This is a genomic window from Streptomyces sp. NPDC050147 (genome assembly GCF_040660195.1).
Classification (GTDB): domain Bacteria; phylum Actinomycetota; class Actinomycetes; order Streptomycetales; family Streptomycetaceae; genus Streptomyces.
Genome location: NZ_JBFALJ010000035.1, coordinates 15,338 through 34,523, shown reverse-complemented (window position 1 = coordinate 34,523; position 19,186 = coordinate 15,338). Strand labels below are relative to the sequence as shown.

The window sequence follows — 19,186 nt, the reverse complement described above, 5'->3', positions numbered from 1 at the left end:
CCCCAACACACCAGACTTTTCCGCGAGATACCGACAACGTGGCAGATCGGCGAAGCTTCCACTTCAGGCCCTCCACCTCCCGCCGGCGTGCGAGAAGGACGATGCTGCTGCCCTGTTTGTTGTCGCGGAGGCGGCCGTTGACAACACGGCGTTCGGCGCCGGCGGGGTGCGGTGGCGCACCAGCCTCGGGATGCAGGCACCCTCAATCTGCGGGCCGTGTCGCGTTAGTGCGGGGGACCACGCCGGTCGGGAGACCCGACAAGGCCGCCGAGCGGGTCAAGCAGCTCGCGGCGCGGGGCGTTATCCGACCTGACTCCGCGTACGAAGCTGAGTACGGATGGGGATCTTGGTGACGCCCGGGCGTGACGGGGAGGCTAGCGAGGTGCCGCGAGTACGTCTCGGAGTACGTTCTCGAGCGTGACGCGGCTCAGCTCGCGCCTCAGAGTCTCCTCGATGCCCTCGTAGATGCCCTGCATCGCCGGCTGAATGCCATAACCCACCACGCAGTCCTGGTCCGGAGCGGTGCGGTGCATGGCGAACAACGGCCCGGGTTCCACTGCCTCGTACACGTCGAGCAGGGTCATCGTCTCCAGCTCGCGCGCCAGCGACCAGCCCGCACCCACGCCCCGCCGCGACTCCACGAGCCCGGCCCTGCGCAGCTCGCCGAGCAGTCGCCTGATCACCACCGGGTTGGTCTTCGCGCTGGTCGCGATCTGCTCGGAGGTGGCGACCTCATGGCCCTGACGCTGGTAGAGACCGATCCAGGCCAGCGCGTGGGCGGCAATGGTGAGCCTGCTGTTGGCGCTCATGGACTCCTCCTTACGGCCGCAACGCTTCATGTTACGACAGCACAGTCGTAACAGCGAAGGTTGCGACAGGCTGTCGTAACAATTAACGTTGCGACTGCGGGGCAGGATCAATCAACGAGGTGAGAAGAATGAGCAAGCCACTTACGGGCAAGGTCGCCCTGGTCACCGGAGGGTCGCGCGGACTGGGAGCCGCGACCGTACGACTGCTGGCCGAGCAGGGCGCCGACGTCGCCTTCACCTACGTCAGCTCCTCGAAGCCGGCGCAGGCCGTCGTCGACGAGGTGCACGGCAAGGGAGCCAAGGCCGTCGCCTTCCAGTCCGACCAGGCGGACACGAGCCGGGCGCCGGCACTGATCGACGACGTGGTCACGCACTTCGGCGGCCTGGACATACTCGTCAACAACGCGGCCATCTCGGTGGGACAGGGCCGCACGGTGGACGACCCGGACGCCGACACCGAGGCACTGGACCGGATGCACGCCACCAACTACCTCGGCGTGATCGCCGTCATCCGGGCCGCCTCCCGAGTGCTGCGTACGGGCGGCCGCATCATCACGGTGAGTTCCGGACTGGGCTCCCGAGTCGGTGCACCCGGGCTTGCCGACTACTCGGCGACCAAGTCGGGGATAGAGCGGTACACCATGGGGGTCGCACGCGACCTCGGGCCCCGGAACATCACGGCCAACGTCGTGGAGGCCGGACTGATGGAGGGCGGCATGCAACCGCCGAACCCCGAGACCCTCAAGGCTCTGGTCAGTTCACTGTCCCTGCAACGCATGGGCCACCCCGAAGAAATCGCCTCGGCGATCGCCTTCCTGGCGAGCCCCGCCGCGTCGTACGTCACGGGCGCGGTGCTTGACGCCCACGGTGGCTACAACGCCTGAGACGGCACCCTGTTGCGCGCCCCGAAGGACATGCGCGCCTTCGGGGCGCACCGCCAACGACCCGCGCGTGCGTGGACGGCTCCCCCGTTCGCGCGAAAGAGGGCGAGCCGCGACCGGTCCGTCGCCGGTCGACCGGCGGCACACACCAGCTGACCTGCGACGGCAAGGGCGCCATGCTGCACCTCATCACGACCGCCACCAACGTCAACGACATCGGACATCACTCAACACAACTGACGGGCCACTGCAGGTCGCTGCCACGCTCTCTTCGTACCGGGACGTCCACCGGGACGCCCGAAGTGCAGGGCGTCGTTCAACACCGCTGCCTCAGCGCTGTATCCGCTTCTCGCTCGGAACAGCCGAACTCCCGGACACCGTGATCCACGACCCTGACAATGACAGCACGGTCCATTGTCGTTACGGTGACTGCGCACCCTGGACATCACAGGCGTGCGCGCGGGAGGAAAAGACGTGAGTGGGAGCCAACACCCGTCAGACATGTCGGGCAGGCTGAATACCGGCGTCGCGCACAACGCACGGGTGTGGAACTACTGGATCGGCGGCAAAGACCACTATGAGGTCGACCAGCAGGTCGGTGACCAGGTCTCCACGATGTTTCCAGTCATCCGGGACGTGGCCCGCGCGGATCGCGACTTCCTGGGCCGCGCGGTCCAAACCCTGACCGCCGACTGCGGAGTCCGGCAGTTCCTGGACATCGGCACCGGATTGCCGACCCTGGACAACACCCACGAGATCGCCCAGCGGATCGCGCCCGATTTCCCGCATCGTCTACGTCGACAACGATCCCATCGTGCTCGTCCACGCCCGCAGCCTGCTGGTCGGCTCCCCGCAGGGAGCCACCGACTACATCGACGCCGACGTCCACCACCCGGACGGCATCATCGAGGGCGCCTCAGCGACGCTTGACCTCGAGCGCCCCGTCGCGGTCATGATGCTGGGCATCCTCAACTTCATCCTCGATACGAGCGAGGCGCTGGACATCGTGCGCCGGCTCATGGCCTCGGTGCGCTCCGGCAGCTACCTCGTCATGACGCATCCGACCACCGACACCGACCTCGGCGGTGAGGGCAACATCGCGGCCATGAAGTTCTGGAACGAAAACGCCACACCGCCGATCACCGCCCGAAGCCGCGCGGAGGTCAGCGCATTCTTCGAAGGACTGGACCTCCTCCCGCCCGGCCTCGTCTCATGCTCGCGGTGGCGCGCGGAGCCGGAATCCCCCGTCACACTCCCCCAGTTCGGCGCAGTGGCCGTAAAGCCCTGACCGGACGCCGTCTGGCCCGGAGCGGCGCAGACGGAGACATCTGTCTGCACCGTGCCCACACCTACGCGGGCGGGGCGCCGCCGGTGGGAGACCGGCTCCGCCAGGGTCCTCCGTGACCGGTCTCCACCGAGTAGGGGCGGTTGCCACATTGAGCGTCCGGTGGCAAGGCTTCGTCGCCGTGATACAGCACGGGGAGGTACTGCGGTCATTCCGCCAGCGGGCGCCCCGGCGCCAGATGGCGCGGGTGTTGAGGGTGTCGCTGATGCCGGTGGTCGGGTCGCCGCCGACCAGCAGGAGGTCGCGCGGAGTCTCTCGGCGATGCGGCCCCTCGGTCGCTGAGGCGGAAGCGGCGGGCTGTTGTCGCGGAGGCTGCGCGCAGGGCACGTGCGAGCGTGAGGTCGGCGGCCACGAGGTACCGCAGTTCGTGGCGCAGGCTCGCTCCGTGTGCCAGGCCCCGAGGAACGTCTCAGGCATGGAGCCGTCCATGCCTGCCAGCACATCGATGCCGGCCGCGTCCAGGGCGCGCACGGTGTCGTACGCGTCGTCGAGCTCGCCCTGCGAGTAACGGTCGTAGCCGGAGCGCGGGGTCTGGACCCACTTGCTGTCGAGGCGTGCGGCGACGGCGACCCGCGGGGCGTCGGCGAGTTCGCTGCCGGTGCTCCCCGTCATCGAGGCGTTGAGTCTGGCGAAGGGGATGACGAACGTGCCCTCATCCTTGATGAGGGCGATGGTCTAGGCGGTGTGCGGCTGGTCCATGAACACATGGACGACGCCGTCGACATCGGCTTCGGCGGCCATCCTGGTGGCCTCCACCCGATGGCGGGTTGTCCCGCGCCGTCGCGCGGTCGGCTGACGGAGCCATGGACCCGTACGGCTGCGAAGACCCGCGCCCGGACCCGCCTGAGGCCTCCCGCGCCCAGGAGGGCGACGAGCCGCCGAAAGCACCTCGAAACATGAGCCGCTGAGCCGTTCCCCTGCCATATGACGGGGAGAGACGCCCTGCTCTCCCGCCCAAGTCACCTGATTGTGTACGCGGTCCGTGCTCCGGGCATGTTGTCGGCTTCCCCTGCCAATGATCGACGAGCGACGGGCGCTCCAGGAGAGACGGACCTTCCGTGTTCCCGATCTGCATACCCGGCCGCACCTGGTGTCCGATCAAGAGAAATGATCCCGCGTGCACTTGACCCCCCACGAGCAGGAACGCCTGCTGATCCACGTTGCAGCCGACGTGGCGCAGCGGCGTCGCGACAGTGGTCTGCTGCTCAACTACCCAGAAGTAATGGCGCTGTTGTCGGTGCATGTCTTCGAGCAGGCGCGTGTCGGCAAGACGGTCAGCGACATCATGGACTCGGGCCGGCAGTTGTTCAGCCGCGGCGAGGTGATGGACGGCGTCCCCGAGATGATCAAAAACGTGCAAGTGAGTTGTGGGCCACCTATCAGACCGACCCGGGCGCCACCTGGCTCGTCAAGCCGACGGACGACGACGCGGGCGCGGATGTGTACGTCCTTCGGCCCGGCTGCACCAACAACCGCGTCCTGCTCCAGTCCATGACCGGCAACGCGGCGACCACCCAACTGCTCACCAAGGGCGGTCTCGCGGGGTTCCGCAACCGCTACTGCGCACTTCAGGAGTACGTCCCCCACACCGAGGAGAAACGGGTGATCATCGCGGCCGGCCGACCCGTGGCCCAGCAGGCGCACCATCTCGCCCCGGACGAGCACCGCGGCAATGCCACCCACCGTGCCCGTTGCACCGACACCACCCTCACCGAGGCCGAGCACGAGCTGTGCCTGCGCGTCGGCGCTCGCCTGATGGACCACGGAATCCGCTTCGCAGGGCTCGATGTGGCCCACCCTTACGTCTTCGAGTTCAATGTCGTCAACCCCGGCGGCCTGGACGAACGCCTCGCCCTCGGCCTGCCCAATCGGGCCCCCGAAATCCTGGAAAGCCTCCTCGCCGACACCGTGGCCGGCCGATGACAGCGGACGAAAGCTCCCACGACCAGGGTCAACAGGGCACCCCTGACGGCCTGTTGGCCGGGGTGCTGGAGGGAGCCCGTAGCGCACTCCCCGCTACCGTCCGCATCCGACGTGCCCTGCATCGCCACCCCGAACTGGGCCTACATCTGCCCCGCACCCAGCGCATCGTGCGGGAAGCGCTGTCGGACCTCGGCCTCACCGTGACCAACGGCCACGGCCTTACCTCCGTGGTCGCCACCCTCGAGGGGACACGGCCCGGTGCGGGCCCGAGCGTGCTGCTGCGCGCCGACATGGACGCCCTGCCGCAACAGGAGGACACCGGGCTCGACTTCGCCTCCGAGGTGCCCGGGGCCATGCACGCCTGCGGGCACGACACGCACACCGCCATGCTCATCGCCGCGGCACGCCTCCTGGCGGGGCTGCGTGAAAGGTTCGCGGGCCGGGTGGTGTTCATGTTCCAGCCCGCCGAGGAGTCGGGCGGCGGAGCGCTGCGCATGATCGACGAGGGTGTCCTCGCCCCGCCGGACGGACCCCCGGTCGAGGCGGCATTCGCCCTGCACATCACGACCCGGTTCGAGTCCGGCACCATCCACCTGCGCCCTGGACCCACCTTCGCCGCCGCTGACGTGCTGAAGGTGACCGTACGGGGCGCCGCGGGGCACGCCTCCGCGCCCCATCTCGCCCGCGATCCGGTCCCCGTAGCCTGCGAGATCGTGCAGGCCCTGCAGACAATGATCACGCGGACCGTGAACGTCTTCGACCCGGCGGTCCTCACCGTCGCCCGCATCGAAGCGGGCACGACCACCAACATCATCCCGGAAAGCGCCCGGATCGAGGGCACCTTCCGCACGCTGTCCCCCCAGACCCGAGCCGCGGTTCGGGAGCGTGTTTCCCGCGTCGCCCACCATGTGGCCGCAGCGCATGGGACCACCGCCGAGGTCGAGCTGACCGAGAGCTATCCGCCTGTCGTCAACGACCCGGTGTTCGCCGACGCCGTAACCCGCACCGCCTCCACGCTCCTGGGCCCCGATGATGTGCACCACTTGCCCGAACCCGTCATGGGCGCCGAGGACTTCTCGTACGTCCTCGAACGCGTCCCGGGCGCCATGGCCTTCCTCGGCGCCCGCCCACCGGGTGAGCGTCCTGAGAACACCCCGGATTGCCACTCCAACCGCGTCGTCTTCGACGAGGACTCCATGGCCACGGGCGCGGCCCTGTATGCGGCTGTCGCCTGCGCACACCTCGCATCCCGCACCTGACCAACCGTTGCGCTCCCGGCCCTGCGGTCGGCGCAGGCGATCGCGACGCGCCGGCGCTCGCCCCCGGGCAGCTTCGAGCCGCGGTGGCCGCTCCTTCCGCGCCCCCGTCGGCCGCTGCCCCGCGGCGCACATCTGGCCGCGTTTACCGTACGTGCCCATTGGTGACAGATGGTGATGACCGACCACCGTGCTGGAAGGAGTCGCCGTGACGACTGCCGTCATCGACCACGCTGCCACCGACTACAGCATCGGCCACGCATTGAGCATGGCCCACGCCGCCGACCTCCACAGCGTCTGTTCGTTGTCGCGAACCTCGTCAATCGTGGCTCTGAGCTGTCGCCAGACTCCGTTGAGGGCTTCGCCGAAGCCGTAGTGGGTGAAGCCGGTCCCGCTGGGGCCGGGGTGCGGTTCACCGGCCACAGCCTCGGGGGTGCGCTGGCCATGCTGGCCGGCGCACGGCTGCATTTCGAGGAACCCCACCTCACCGCCGACGGCGTTTACACCTTCGGTCAACCGCGCACCTGCGACCGCACGCCGGCCCGCGCCTACGACACCGCCTTCACCAAGCGCATGTACCGCTTCGTCAACAACAACGATGTCGTCCCGCAGCTCCCGCCCGAGCCGGCCTTCCACCACGTCAACGCCTTGCGTTACATCGACTCCGAAGGCGCCGTCCGCGACAGGATGCCGGTGATCGGCGGCCTGTTGGACCGGGCGAAGGGCTACACCGCCGACATGCTCGCCCCAGCCTCCGACGGCGTTCGCGACCACCTGATGAAGCAGTACATCGCCGCCCTCGAGAAGAACCAGAACTGACCGACCCACAGCCCGCGCTGGTGGCGACGTGCTCCTCCGGCCGCTAGGTGGCTGCCGGAACGTCCTGAGTGGGCAGCCCGTCCGGCTCGTCGGCCGCCTCCCAGCGCAGCAGGTCTCCCGGCTGGCAGTCGAGAACTTCGCAGAGCGCGGCGAGCGTTGAGAAGCGCACTGCCTTGGCACGCCCGTTCTTGAGGACCGCCAGGTTGGCCGGGGTGATCCCGACACGTTCGGCGAGCTCGCCCACGGACATCTTCCGCCTGGCCAGCATCACGTCGATGTCAACGGCAATCGGCATCAGATCACCTCGTCCAACTCCGCCTGCATCTGCGCCGCCTCGACGTCGCGTGCGACAGCCTGGGCAAGCAGTGTGCGCAGCACGAGGACGACGAGTGCGACTCCGAGCACGGCCAGGCCGATGCCGCCGATCAGGAGGACGACGCCTGGTGCGACGGCCTCGCCCGGCGCCAGGACGGCACCGAGCGTCCAGAGGAGGAGTGCCGCCGCAGCGAAGGCGCCGGTCACGATGTCCACCTGCCGGAAGGCGGAAGGGGAGAACACCGTCCCGTGACGAACCTTCGTCACGAGCTGCCACACGCAGACGAGGACGACCTCGGCGCACAGAACCCCCAGCACGACGATCAGCAGGATCGGCGTACGAGGCAGGTCCGCGACGTCCTTGTTCAGTCCGTCCAGGTCGCGGGCGAGCAGCGGTACCAGTACCGCCTGCACAAGCACGGAACCAGCAAGCAGCGCCACGATCACGGCACGTAGCGCGAGCACGGTCGACTTCCCCATGACATCTCCTTCTATCGATGCTCGATAGTAACCCATCGTTTTTCGATAGATGAAGAGTGCTGACGTTGGCCGTGCGCTACGCCGAAGAGCCCACCTCTCGAAACGGTCACCGAGTGACGCAGTGACGCCACTACCCGGCGGCTCCGGAGGGAGACCGAAGTATCAATAGGGTGTCCCCCATGTCTGCCACGCTGAGTTCCACGAAAACCGCCGCCGCGCTCCGCAGATCGGCCCGCGTCTCCGTCGAGTTGCTACTGGTTCTGGTGGCTGCCGCGGTGGCCCTGTGGGTACTGGGGCGCATGTGGTCGGTCATCTGGCCGCTCATAGTGGGCCTCTTGCTCACCACGCTGACCTGGCCGATGGCCCACTTCCTGCGCCGACGCGGGTGGTCCCCCGCCCTGGCCGCCTCGGTGGTGACCGTGCTGTTCCTTCTGGTCGCTGCGGGCATCGTGGCACTGATCGCGGTGCCGGTGGCGTCCCAGTCCGGCGAACTGTCCGACGGCGTGGCCGACGGCATCGAGAAACTGCGCGAGTGGGCCGCCGGACCGCCCCTGAACATCGACGACGCCCAGATCTCGAACGGAGCCGACTCGGCGGTAGCCCGCATCAAGGACAGCGTCGGCAGCATGCTCACCGCCTTGTTCACAGGAGTGAGCACCGTGTTGAACGGTCTGGTCACCGCGGTCCTGTCGCTCTTCCTGATGTTCTTCTTCCTCAAGGACGGCCCGCGGTTCCTTCCGTGGCTCGCCCGTCAGCTCCCCGGCCGGCTCGCCCATGACATCCCGATCGTGGCGGCGCGCAGCTGGAACACTCTGGGCGCGTTCGTGCGTTCCCAGGCCTTCGTCGGCCTGCTCGACGCGGTCTTCATCGGTGCGGGCCTGTGGATCCTGGATGTGCCCCTCGTGCTCCCGCTGGCGGTGCTGACCTTCGTATCCGCGTTCGTGCCGATCGTGGGTGCCTTGTTCGCCGGTTTGGTGGCCGTGCTCATCGCGTTGGTGTCCAACGGTCTGACGGACGCGCTGATCGTGCTGGCGATCATCGTCGTGGTGCAGCAACTCGAGGGCAACGTGTTCCAGCCGATGATCCAGAGCCGCGGGCTGGGTCTGCACGCGGCAGTGATCCTGCTGGCGGTCACGCTGGGCGCGAACCTGGCCGGAGTCGTGGGCAGCCTGCTCGCGGTACCGGCAGCCGCGCTGATCGCGGTGGTCTGGAACTATCTGCGCGAGCAGCTCAGCGACCCGCCGCAGGAGCCGGAGACCGACGACACGCACCCGGGCACGGCGGTCCCGACGTAGCCCCGCCCTCCTGTCGCAGCCCTCTCGCGCACACCGTCGTCGTCGCGCGTTCTGACAGGTCGCCCCTACCCGGCGCTTGGACCACGTGCGGCGAGAAGGCGTAAGCCCGATTCCAGCAGCGCCCGGGATCCGATCGGAATCCGGGCGCTGCTCGCCGTCCACGTCGTGGTGAGTCATGGCCCGGCTCACCCCGAGGCACACCCACGGCAGTGCAGGCCGTCGCCGCCCTTCGCATAGGGTCGGACCCACGATGAACAGCAACGATCCGTCCGCCGCGCCGTCCAAGGCCGACAAGGCGACCGTACGGCGGCACAACCTGAGCCTGGTGCTGCGCACGGTCCATGACGCGGGTGAGACGACGCGCGCCGGGGTCGCCGCGCGGGTGGGGCTGACCCGTGCCGCGGTGTCCTCGCTCGTGGATCAGCTCCTCACCGAGGGGTTCCTCACCGAGTGGGGCAAGACGTTCAGCGGTCAGGCGGGACGGCCGGGCACGGCGCTGCAGGTGGCGCGGACCGGGCCCGCCGGGCTCGGGGTCGAGATCAACATCGACTACGTGACGGTGTGCGTCATCGACCTCGCCGGCACCGACCGCGTACGCCTGGTGGAGCGCACCGACAACCGGGGTGCGCCGCCCGCCACGGTTCTGGCCCAGGCGGCTCGGCTCGCGTCCCGGGCCATCGAGTCCGCCACGGAGCAGAAGCTCCGCCCCGTCGGTGCCGAACTGGCCCTGCCCGCCCTGGTCTCCGGCGGTTCGGTGCGGCAGGCACCGAACCTGGGCTGGAACCGGGTGGCCGTGGAGGGACTGTTCGCGCAGGCGTTGACGGCGCTGCGTCCCACGCACCGCGCACTGCCGGTCAGCGCCGACAACGAGGCGAACCTGGCGGCGATGGCCGAGCTGTGGTTCGGCGACGGCGACGACCGCGTGACCAGTTTCATCTACCTGACCGGCGAGATCGGTATCGGCGGCGCCCTGGTGCTGAACGGCCAACTCCTGCGGGGCGCGCACGGGTTCGCGGGTGAGATCGGGCATGTGGTGGTGGAGCCGGACGGCCCCGAGTGCCGCTGCGGAGCGCGGGGCTGTCTGGAGCAGTACGCGGGACAGGCGGCGCTGTTGCGGGCGGCGGACATCGACGAGGGCGCGGGGCTGACCGGGCTCGCGGAGCTGGAGCGCCGGGCGCGCGAGGGCGAGCCGCGGGCCCGGTACGCGATCGAGGAGGCTGGGCGCCGGCTGGGCCGGGTGCTCTCGGGCGCGGTGAACCTGATCGACCCGGATGCGGTGATCCTCGGCGGTGTCTTCCGTGACCTCATGCCGTGGCTCGCCCCCGCCGCCGACGAGGAGTTGACCGCCCGTGTGGTGTCGGGCCTGTGGACGCCGGGCAGCAAGCGGCTGCGGGCCTCGTCCTCGTCCGGTGACGCTGCGCGGGGTGCGGCCGCGCACGTGGTGCGCGAGGTCCTTGCGGACCCGGCGGCATACGTGGAGCGCGTGGCGGACTGACACCGGGCCCGGGGGGCCTGGCAGTGGCAGTGTCGGTCCGCCGCGCGCCAAGGGACGGTGTCAGGGCCTGTGTGCCGCGATCAGCTTCCGGTACCAGTGGTAGCTGTCCTTCGGGGTGCGCTGCTGAGTGTCGTAGTCGACGCGTACGATCCCGAACCGCTTGGCATAGCCAAGGGCCCATTCGAAGTTGTCGAGCAGCGACCAGACGTAGTAGCCGCGTACGTCGACGCCCGCGTCCATGGCGGCGCGCAGAGCCGTCAGGTGGCTGTGCAGGTAGGCGACGCGGTCCGTGTCGTGGACACCGCCGTCCCGGTCCACCGCATCGTGCTCGGCCGAGCCGTTCTCGGTGATGTGGATCGGCGGCAGAGCCTGGCCGTAGGTGTCCTTCAGGGCGGTCAGCAGGTCGGTGAAGGACTCGGGCACCACGGGCCAGTTCATGGCCGTGCGCCGCACGTCCGGGTAGGCCGTCTCCCGGTAGCGGTTGTCCGTGGCGACGCGATGGGCGGGGTCGGGCTCGCGGTAGGGGGCGTCGGCGACCACGATCGGCCGGTAGTAGTTGACGCCGAGGAAGTCCAGCGGCTGGGCGATCAGATCGAGGTCCCCGTCGCGGCGGAAGTCCTGGCGCGTGATCAGCTCACCCCAGGTGTCCTGCTCGGTCGCCGGATAGCGGCCCGCGAGGAGCGGCTCCGTCCACACCAGGTTGTGCTGGGTGTCGGCACGTACGGCGGCCGCGCGGTCGGCGGGCGTGTCGCTCGCGGGCACGTTGCGGTCGAGGTTGAGGGTGATGCCGGCCTCCCGGACGCCGGCCGCGCGCAGCGCCTTCATCGCCAGGCCGTGGCCGACGAGCAGGTGGTGTGCGGCGGCCAAGGCGCCGGTGCCTTCCTGGGCGCCGGGTGCGTGGCGGCCGACGGAGTAGCCGAGGAACGCGCTGCACCATGGCTCGTTGAGGGTGATCCAGCGGTGTACACGGTCGGCGAGGTGCTCGGCGACGATCTGGGTGTACTCGCCGAAGCGTTCGGCGGTCTCGCGCACGCGCCAGCCGCCCTGGTCTTCCAGGGCCTGCGGCAGGTCCCAGTGGTAAAGGGTGGCGGCCGGCTCGATGCCGGCGGCGAGGAGTTCGTCGACGAGCCGCGAGTAGAAGTCCAGGCCCTTGGTGTTGGCGGGGCCGGACCCGGTGGGCTGGATGCGGGGCCAGGCGAGGGAGAAGCGGTACGAGTCGACTCCCAGGTCGCGCAGCAGAGCCACGTCCTCGGGGTAGCGGTGGTAGTGGTCGCAGGCCACGTCACCGGTGTCGCCGCCGTCGACGCGGCCGGGGGTGTGGCAGTAGGTGTCCCAGATGGAGGGGCCGCGGCCGTCCTCGCGCGCGGCGCCCTCGATCTGGTACGAGGCGGTGGCCGCGCCGAAGACGAAGCCGGAGGGAAAGACGGGCAAGTCACTCATGGATGGCCTTACTTGGCGTACGTGGCTTACTTGACGGATCCGCCGGTGATGCCGGCGGCGATGTACTTCTGGGCGAGCACGAGCAGCACCGCCGCCGGGATCGCGGACAGGACGGATGCGGCCATGACGGAGCCCCAGTCGCCGACGTGCGCGCCGATGTACTGGTAGATGCCGAGGGTGACCGGCTTGACGTCGTCGGTGGTGTTGAGCGTGAGCGCGAACATGAAGTCGCTCCACGCGTACAGGAAGGAGAACAGGCCCGCGGTGATCAGGGAGTTGCGGCTCATCGGGAGCACGACCTGCACGAAGGTGCGCAGCCGGCCCGCGCCGTCGACCTCGGCCGCCTCGATGACCTCCTTGGGGATGGCCACCATGAAGGAGCGCATCAGGACGATGGCGAAGGGGATGCCGAGCGAGGCGTCGGCGAGCATGAGGCCGAAGTAGGAGTTGACCAGGCCGAGATCGACGTACGCGCTGTAGAGCGCGTTGGCGATGACGATGCCCGGCACCATCTGGGTGATGAGCGTGCCGAAGACGATGGTGCGGGTACCGCGGAGGCGGAACTGGGCGAGCCCGTAGGCGGCGGGGGCGGCGATCGCGAGGCAGATGGTGACGGCTCCGAAGGCGACGGCGAGAGAGGTGAGCAGGTGGCCGCCCTGCTCGCGGATCGCGGAGGTGAAGCCGGACAGGTCCACCCCGTGCGGGACGGGCGAGACCTCCAGGAGGCCCGACTTGGGTTGCAGAGCCGTGTTGAGCATCCAGTAGAGCGGGAAGAGCATCACGCACAGGATGAGTACGCCGACGACGGTGGCGCCCCAGCGGCGCTGCGCCCTGGTGACAGGCGGCTGGGCGGCAGGTGCCTCGGTGATGGTGGTGGTCGCCATGCGGGTCACTTCCCCTCGGAGCGGTTGGCCCGCAGGTAGAACACCGCGAAGACGGCGGAGATCAGGATGAGGACGTTGCCGACGACGGCGCCTGCGCCGAAGTCCAGCTGCACGAAGGAGTTCTGGTAGGTGAGGGTGCCCAGGGTCTGGGTGGAGTCGGCGGGGCCGCCGTCGGTCAGGGCGAGGATCAGGTCGAGGATCTTGACCGTCGACATGAAGCCGAGGACCAGCACGACGGTGATGACCGGCTTCAGCAGCGGCAGGGTGATCGAGCGGAACGTGCGCCAGGCGGACGCGCCGTCCAGGGACGCGGCCTCGTACAACTCCTTGGGGACCTCCTGGAGGCCTCCGTACAGGATCACCATGTTGAAGGGGATGCCGATCCAGATGTTCACCATGATGACGGAGAACAGGGCCATGCCGGGGCTGGTCAGCCAGGGTGTGGCGCCGTCGGCACCGAAGGTGTCGAGGAAGGAGTTGAGGACGCCGGTGTCCTGGTCCAGGATGCGGCGCCACACGATGCCGGAGACGACCATCGGGACGAGCCAGGGCAGCAGGATCAGGGAGCGCAGCACGCCGTTGAGCGGGAATTTCTTGGTGAAGAAGACGGCGAGCGCGAGGCCGATGCCGAACTGGCCGATCAGGGAACCGATCGTGAAGACGACGGTGTGCCACAGCGCCTTGCCGAACAGGTCGTCCTGGAAGACCTTGCTCCAGTTGTCGGTGCCGTTGAAGGGGGCCTTGCCGTCGAAGAAGGTGGAGGGCGAGAAGTCCTGGAAGCTCATCAGGACGTTGCGCACGAGCGGGTAGCCGAAGAAGAGCACCATGAAGATGACCGCGGGCGCGATGAAGCCCCATTGCGAGAGCCTGCGGCGGCGCCGGGCACGTGCCGGGTCCGGCTTCTTGACGGTGGTCGTCGGGCGGGCGGCGGGCGCGGTCGCCGAGGCTGTGGTGGTCGTCATGTTCGTCACGTCACTCCCCGCTCGTGGCGCGCTGCTGGGCGCGCTGGAGCGCGGCCTCGCTGGACTGCCCGGTGAGGGCGGACTGGAAGGCGCTCTGCAGGGCTAGCGACACGGACGGCCAACGCGCGCCGACCTTGGCCGTGCGCGAGCGCGCGGTGGCCACCTGGTCGGCCAGTGCGCCGAGTTCGGGCACTTCCTTGCGCCAGAGGGCGGCGGCCTTCTCGTTGGCCGGGACCATCCAGCTGTTGCGCGCGTAGGTGATCTGCTCCTTCTCTCCTGCCATACAGCCGATGATCTTCGCGGCGGTCTTCTCGCGTGCGCTGTCACCCGTCTTGGGCACGGTCAGCACGGCGCCGCCGAGCGGTCCGACGGAGTCGTCCCCCGCCTTCGGCACGGGGATCTGGGCGATGCCCCAGTCCAGGTTCTTCTTGGTGTTGAGGGTCTCGACCTGCCACGGACCGTTGATCATCATTGCGGCGTTGCCCGCCATGAACTGGTCGTTGACGTCGGCCTGGGTCCAGTTGACGGTCGACTTGGACAGGGAGCCGTCCTTGATGAGGCCCTTCCAGTAGTCGAGCGCCTGGGCGACCTGCTTGCTCGCGAGGTGCGACTCGTCCCCGCCGTTGGACCACATGAACGGCGTGAACTGGAAGACGCCGTCCTCCGCGCCGCCCGCGCTCAGCGCGATCCCGTACTGCTTGCCCTGGGTGAGCTTCTTGGCGGCCCGCCGCATCTCGTCCCACGTGGTGGGCACTTGGAGGCCCGCCTTCTTCAAGGTGTCCTTGTTGTAGAACAGGGCGAGCGTGTTCACCGTGCGCGCGGCCCCGTAGTACGTGCCCTTGTAGGAGCCGAAGTCGACGATGCCCCGCGGTATGTCCCGGGTGGACAGGCCCAGCGTGCGCAGGTCGATCAGTCCGCCGGCCTCGGCGAACGTCGGCATCTCGGAGGCGTCGAACTGGATGACGTCCGGCAGTGACTTCGACGACGCCATGCGCAGTGACTTCGTCATGACCTGTGCGGCCGGCACGCTCTGCTGCTCGATGGTGATACCGAGCCGTTTGCTGCAGCGGGACAGGGTGGCGGCGTCCCAGCCGTGATACGAGTCGTCGGTCGACGAGTTGAGGACGGTGTAGACGTCGTCGTCGCGCTGCTGGCCGCAGCCGGCGAGCGCCGCGGTGGCCACGAGCGCGGAGACCACGGTGAGCGGGACCGTCGCCCGCCGACCGTCGCGGCGGCGCCTGACACGCGCGCGCTGCGGTATGTGTGCTGCTGTCACGGTGGTTGCCCTTGCCTGGGAGGGGTGGCCGGCCGGCGGGACGCCCGTGTCCCGCCGGGTGTGTTCGCAGTTCCCGGTACGGCTCCGGCCTCGGCCGTACGGGCTCGATCGCGGGGTGTGGGGGTCAGCGCACGCCGAGCAGGTGCTCCATGGCGAGCTGGTCGAGGCGTTCGAAGGCCATGGAGCGCTCGGCGGCGGCGTTCACGTCGTAGTCCTCGTACGCGCTCTTGTCGGCCAGGAGCTCGGCCAGGCCCGCTGCGGCGGTGGGCTGTGCGAGCTGGTCGAGGCGGGAGTCGCGCAGCGCCTGCCGCACCTGGGGGTCGGTCCGGAACGCGGCTGAACGCTCCTTGAGGATCAGGTAGTTGCGCATGCAGTTCTTCGCGGACTCCCACACGCCGTCGACACCGTCGGTGCGCGCCGGCTTGAAGTCGAAGTGGCGGGGCCCCTGGTAGCCGGCGCTCTCGAGAAGGTCGACGAGCCAGAACGCCTGGCGCACGTCGCCGGCGCCGAAGCGCAGGTCCTGGTCGTACTTGATGCCGGTCTGGCCGTTGAGATCGATGTGGAAGAGCTTGCCCGCCCACAGCGCCTGAGCGATGCCGTGCGGGAAGTTCAGGCCCGCCATCTGCTCGTGGCCGACCTCCGGGTTGACTCCCACGAGTTCGGGGCGCTCCAGGCGCTCGATGAAGGCCAGGGCGTGACCGATGGTCGGCAGGAGGATGTCGCCGCGCGGTTCGTTCGGCTTGGGTTCGATCGCGAAACTGAGGTCGTAGCCCTGCTCGACGACGTACTGGCCGAGCAGGTCGAAGGCCTCCTTCATCCGGTCGAGCGCGGCGCGCACATCCTTGGCGCCGCCGGACTCCGCGCCCTCACGACCGCCCCAGGCGACGTACGTCGTGGCGCCCAGTTCCACCGCCAGGTCGATGTTGCGGATGGTCTTGCGCAGCGCGAAGCGGCGTACGTCGCGGTCGTTGGCGGTGAACCCGCCGTCCTTGAAGACGGGGTGCGTGAACAGGTTCGTGGTGGCCATCGGTACGGCGAGCCCGGTCTCGTCGAGGGCGGCGCGGAACCGCTTGACGATGGCCTCCCGCTCGGCGTCGGAGGCACCGAAGGGGATCAGGTCATCGTCGTGGAACGTCACGCCGTACGCACCGAGTTCGGCGAGCCGGCGTACGGAGTCGACGGGGTCGAGTGCGGGGCGGGGGGCGTCGCCGAAGGGGTCGTTACCCCGCCAACCGACGGTCCACAGACCGAACGTGAACGTGTCCTCGGGGGTGGGGGTGAAGCGGTCGGACATGGTGCGGCCCTTTGCTGCGAGTTTGTTTTCTGACATGACTAATACGCCACCAAGCGCTTCGACGCTAGACCCTGGAGCCAACTTCACACCCTGCAAAAGCGTCACTACCTGGCGCTATCAAGAATCGAAGCGCTTCCGCGATCGCATGAGAGAAGGACCCTTGCCGTTTTGTTTTCTGTACGGTCAAATGGCACGCGCAGCTACTTCCCCTTCAAGATCGCAAGCCAGTTGAGGGGCTCTTGAGGGGCTCCACGCCACCGACCAGCGTCGTCATCGGCAGGGGAAGTCCGACGGCTCCTCCGACCCGAACTGCCGCCCCCGCACCACCCTGAGGAAGATCATGAAGTTCACCGACGGCTTCTGGCTCATGCGCGACGGGGTCGAGGCCTCGTACGCGACCGAGGTCCGCAGTGTCCGAGCCGAAGCCGACCGCTTCACCGCCCACGCCGCGATCAAGCGCGTCGAGCGCCGCGGCGACACCCTCAACTCCCCTCTGCTGACCGTCGACTGCTTCTCCCCCGCCGAGGGCGTCATCGGCGTCCGCACCACACACCTGGCGGGCAAACGCCACCTCGGCCCGGACTTCGGCCTGCCGGGCGCCGACACCGGAGTCGGCCGAGTGCGCCGCGACGGCGACATCATCGAGCTGATCAGCGGGCCCCTCACCGCACGACTGGACCAGGCCGCGCCCTGGGCGCTGTCCTTCCGTGACACGGACGGCAGGGAGATGACATCGGCGGGCCGCAAGGGCACGGCCTTCTTCACCACCGCCGACGACGCGCACCACATGGCCGGGCGGCTGGCGCTCGGCGTCGGCGAACAGGTCTACGGCCTGGGCGAGCGCTTCACGCCGTTCGTCAAGAACGGCCAAGTCGTGGACATGTGGCAGGCCGACGGCGGCACGAGCAGCGAACAGGCGTACAAGAACGTCCCGTTCAGCCTGCACGTCTCCCCCACCGGCGCATACGGCGTGTTCGTCAACCACCCCGGCAAGGTGAGCTACGAGATCGGCTCGGAGGCGGTCGGCCAGATGCAGTTCAGCGTCGAGGACCAGACGCTGGAGTACTACATCGTCGCCGGCCCGACGCCCAAAGACGTCCTGCGCCGCTACACCGCGCTCACCGGCCGCCCGGCGCTGCCGCCGGCGTGGTCGTTCGGACTGTGGCTCACCACCTCGTTCACCACGCAGTACGACGAGGAGACGGTGACGTCGTTCGTCGACGGTATGGCCGAGCGGGACATCCCGCTGAGCGTCTTCCACTTCGACTGCTTCTGGATGCGCGAGTACCAGTGGTCGGACTTCGAGTGGGATCCGGATGTCTTCCCCGACCCCGAGGGCATGCTGGCCCGGCTCAAGGGGCGGGGCCTGAAGATCTCCGTGTGGATCAACCCGTACATCGCGCAGAAGTCCGCCCTGTTCGACGAGGCCGCCGCCGCGGGATATCTGGTGAAGCGGGCGAACGGCGACCTCTGGCAGTGGGACCTGTGGCAGGCGGGCATGGCGCTCGTCGACTTCACGAATCCCGAGGCCTGCGCCTGGTTCCAGGGGAAGCTGAAGGTACTGCTCGACCAGGGCGTGGACTGCTTCAAGACCGACTTCGGCGAGCGCATCCCCACCGACGTGGTGTGGCACGACGGCTCCGACCCGGAGCGTATGCACAACTACTACACGCACCTGTACAACCGCACTGTCTTCGAGCTCCTGGAAAAGGAACGTGGCACGGGCGAGGCCATCCTGTTCGCGCGTTCGGCGACGGCGGGCGGCCAGCAGTACCCGGTGCACTGGGGCGGCGACTGCTGGTCGTCGTTCGGAGCGATGGCGGAGTCGCTGCGCGGTGGCCTGTCACTGTCGTTGTCGGGCTTCGGCTTCTGGTCGCACGACATCGGCGGCTTCGAGGGCACCCCGGACCCGGCGGTCTTCAAACGCTGGCTCGCCTTCGGCCTGCTCTCCTCCCACAGCCGCCTGCACGGCTCCAGCTCCTACCGGGTGCCGTGGCAGTTCGGTGACGAAGCCGTCGACGTGACACGGCGGTTCACGCGGCTCAAGCACCGGCTCATGCCCTACCTGTACGGCGCCGCGGCCGAAGCACACCACACCGGCGTGCCGCTGATGCGGCCCATGCTCCTCGAGTTCCCCGAGGACCCCACCGCCCGCGGCCTGGACCGGCAGTACATGCTCGGCCCCGACCTGCTGGTCGCCCCCGTCTTCACCTCCGAGGGAGACGTCGAGTACTACCTGCCCGAGGGCACCTGGACCCACCTCCTGACCGGCGAACACGTCCAGGGCCCGGCCTGGCGCCGCGAGAGGCACGGCTTCGACAGCCTGCCCCTGTACGTCCGCCCAGGAGCGGTCCTCCCGCTCGGCTCCGACACCCAACGTCCCGACGGGGACTGGCTCGACGGCCTCACCCTGCTCGTCACCCCCGACGCACACCAGGTGACGGTCACCGTCCCCGACCACGCCGGCCGCCCTGCCGCCGCGTACCAGGTGACGCGCGAGGCGACGGGCACGACGGTGACCGTCACCCCGCCGGAAGGGCACAGCACTCCACGCACGGTGGTGTCGGCCGAGCTGTAAGGCCGGGGCCCAGGTTGAGGCCCCCGTCTCTGTCGGGGGCATCACGGGGCGGGTCGGGCTCCCTCGGCTCATGCGTGGCGCCGCGGGTGCCCGACCTGCGTTCCATCACTTCGCGGGTGGCTGATTCAGGTGGA

General features: G+C 68.9%; 14 protein-coding genes and 4 pseudogenes. 9 read left to right on the top strand and 9 right to left on the bottom strand.

All coding sequences use genetic code 11. The features are described 5' to 3' along the window. Positions 1 to 374: 374 nt before the first annotated feature. On the bottom strand, positions 375 to 809 hold the full coding sequence (locus tag AB0I94_RS37640; protein ID WP_363314298.1) for an Rrf2 family transcriptional regulator: 435 nt from the start codon (positions 807 to 809) through the stop codon (positions 375 to 377). Between the two features lie 128 nt (positions 810 to 937). Here AB0I94_RS37640 and AB0I94_RS37635 point away from each other — a divergent pair, with 128 nt between their 5' ends. Together AB0I94_RS37635 and AB0I94_RS37630 are read left to right on the top strand one after the other, a co-directional pair. Continuing rightward, entirely contained in the window at positions 938 to 1,693 is a 756-nt protein-coding gene (locus AB0I94_RS37635; protein ID WP_363314297.1) for an SDR family oxidoreductase, read from the top strand. A gap of 498 nt (positions 1,694 to 2,191) precedes the next feature. Continuing rightward, positions 2,192 to 2,978 (top strand): annotated as a pseudogene (locus AB0I94_RS37630) (SAM-dependent methyltransferase). 216 nt (positions 2,979 to 3,194) lie between these two features. On the opposite strand, the pseudogene AB0I94_RS37625 reads toward AB0I94_RS37630, so the two are convergent. Continuing rightward, a pseudogene (locus AB0I94_RS37625) lies at positions 3,195 to 3,791 on the bottom strand (amidohydrolase family protein); the annotation flags it as partial. Positions 3,792 to 4,152: 361 nt separating this feature from the next. Here AB0I94_RS37625 and ureA point away from each other — a divergent pair. The 4 genes and pseudogenes from ureA to AB0I94_RS37605 all read left to right on the top strand — a co-directional run. Then, positions 4,153 to 4,398, top strand: a pseudogene (gene ureA / locus AB0I94_RS37620) (urease subunit gamma); the annotation flags it as partial. Between the two features lie 2 nt (positions 4,399 to 4,400). Next, the gene (locus AB0I94_RS37615) at positions 4,401 to 4,958 is read left to right on the top strand and encodes a hypothetical protein (protein WP_363314296.1); all 558 of its coding nucleotides are present in this window, start codon (positions 4,401 to 4,403) and stop codon (positions 4,956 to 4,958) included. Further along, positions 4,955 to 6,217 carry a M20 family metallopeptidase gene (locus AB0I94_RS37610; protein WP_363314295.1) on the top strand — a complete coding sequence of 421 codons (1,263 nt, stop codon included), beginning with the start codon at positions 4,955 to 4,957 and terminating at the stop codon, positions 6,215 to 6,217. The genes AB0I94_RS37615 and AB0I94_RS37610 overlap by 4 nt, the downstream gene beginning before the upstream one ends. A 402-nt stretch (positions 6,218 to 6,619) precedes the next feature. Further along, positions 6,620 to 7,033: pseudogene (locus tag AB0I94_RS37605) on the top strand (lipase family protein); the annotation flags it as partial. Between the two features lie 43 nt (positions 7,034 to 7,076). Here AB0I94_RS37605 and AB0I94_RS37600 read toward each other — a convergent pair. Beyond that, positions 7,077 to 7,328, bottom strand: coding sequence for a helix-turn-helix transcriptional regulator (locus AB0I94_RS37600; protein WP_363314294.1), 252 nt, complete (start codon positions 7,326 to 7,328; stop codon positions 7,077 to 7,079). Next, a complete protein-coding gene (locus AB0I94_RS37595; RefSeq protein ID WP_363314293.1) occupies positions 7,328 to 7,828 on the bottom strand; it encodes a DUF2975 domain-containing protein in 501 nt (166 codons plus the stop codon). The genes AB0I94_RS37600 and AB0I94_RS37595 overlap by 1 nt, the downstream gene beginning before the upstream one ends. A 179-nt stretch (positions 7,829 to 8,007) precedes the next feature. Between AB0I94_RS37595 and AB0I94_RS37590 the strand changes: the two genes are divergently transcribed. Further along, the gene (locus tag AB0I94_RS37590; protein WP_363314292.1) at positions 8,008 to 9,123 is read left to right on the top strand and encodes an AI-2E family transporter; all 1,116 of its coding nucleotides are present in this window, start codon (positions 8,008 to 8,010) and stop codon (positions 9,121 to 9,123) included. A gap of 250 nt (positions 9,124 to 9,373) precedes the next feature. After that, entirely contained in the window at positions 9,374 to 10,618 is a 1,245-nt protein-coding gene (locus tag AB0I94_RS37585) for an ROK family transcriptional regulator (RefSeq protein WP_363314291.1), read from the top strand. A 60-nt stretch (positions 10,619 to 10,678) separates the two neighbouring features. On the opposite strand, the gene AB0I94_RS37580 is transcribed toward AB0I94_RS37585, so the two are convergent. From AB0I94_RS37580 to xylA, 5 genes are all read right to left on the bottom strand, one after another. Then, entirely contained in the window at positions 10,679 to 12,058 is a 1,380-nt protein-coding gene (locus AB0I94_RS37580) for a GH1 family beta-glucosidase (protein WP_363314290.1), read from the bottom strand. A 26-nt stretch (positions 12,059 to 12,084) separates the two neighbouring features. Then, positions 12,085 to 12,942 (bottom strand): carbohydrate ABC transporter permease, encoded by an 858-nt coding sequence (locus AB0I94_RS37575; protein WP_363314289.1) that lies wholly within the window; start codon positions 12,940 to 12,942, stop codon positions 12,085 to 12,087. Between the two features lie 5 nt (positions 12,943 to 12,947). Continuing rightward, the gene (locus tag AB0I94_RS37570) at positions 12,948 to 13,904 is read right to left on the bottom strand and encodes a sugar ABC transporter permease (RefSeq protein ID WP_363314288.1); all 957 of its coding nucleotides are present in this window, start codon (positions 13,902 to 13,904) and stop codon (positions 12,948 to 12,950) included. 10 nt (positions 13,905 to 13,914) lie between these two features. Continuing rightward, the gene (locus AB0I94_RS37565; RefSeq protein WP_363314355.1) at positions 13,915 to 15,102 is read right to left on the bottom strand and encodes a sugar ABC transporter substrate-binding protein; all 1,188 of its coding nucleotides are present in this window, start codon (positions 15,100 to 15,102) and stop codon (positions 13,915 to 13,917) included. A 202-nt stretch (positions 15,103 to 15,304) separates the two neighbouring features. Further along, on the bottom strand, positions 15,305 to 16,474 hold the full coding sequence (xylA, locus tag AB0I94_RS37560; protein WP_363314354.1) for a xylose isomerase: 1,170 nt from the start codon (positions 16,472 to 16,474) through the stop codon (positions 15,305 to 15,307). Between the two features lie 340 nt (positions 16,475 to 16,814). Here xylA and yicI point away from each other — a divergent pair, with 340 nt between their 5' ends. Then, positions 16,815 to 19,052, top strand: coding sequence for an alpha-xylosidase (gene yicI / locus AB0I94_RS37555; RefSeq protein WP_363314287.1), 2,238 nt, complete (start codon positions 16,815 to 16,817; stop codon positions 19,050 to 19,052). Positions 19,053 to 19,186 lie beyond the last annotated feature (134 nt).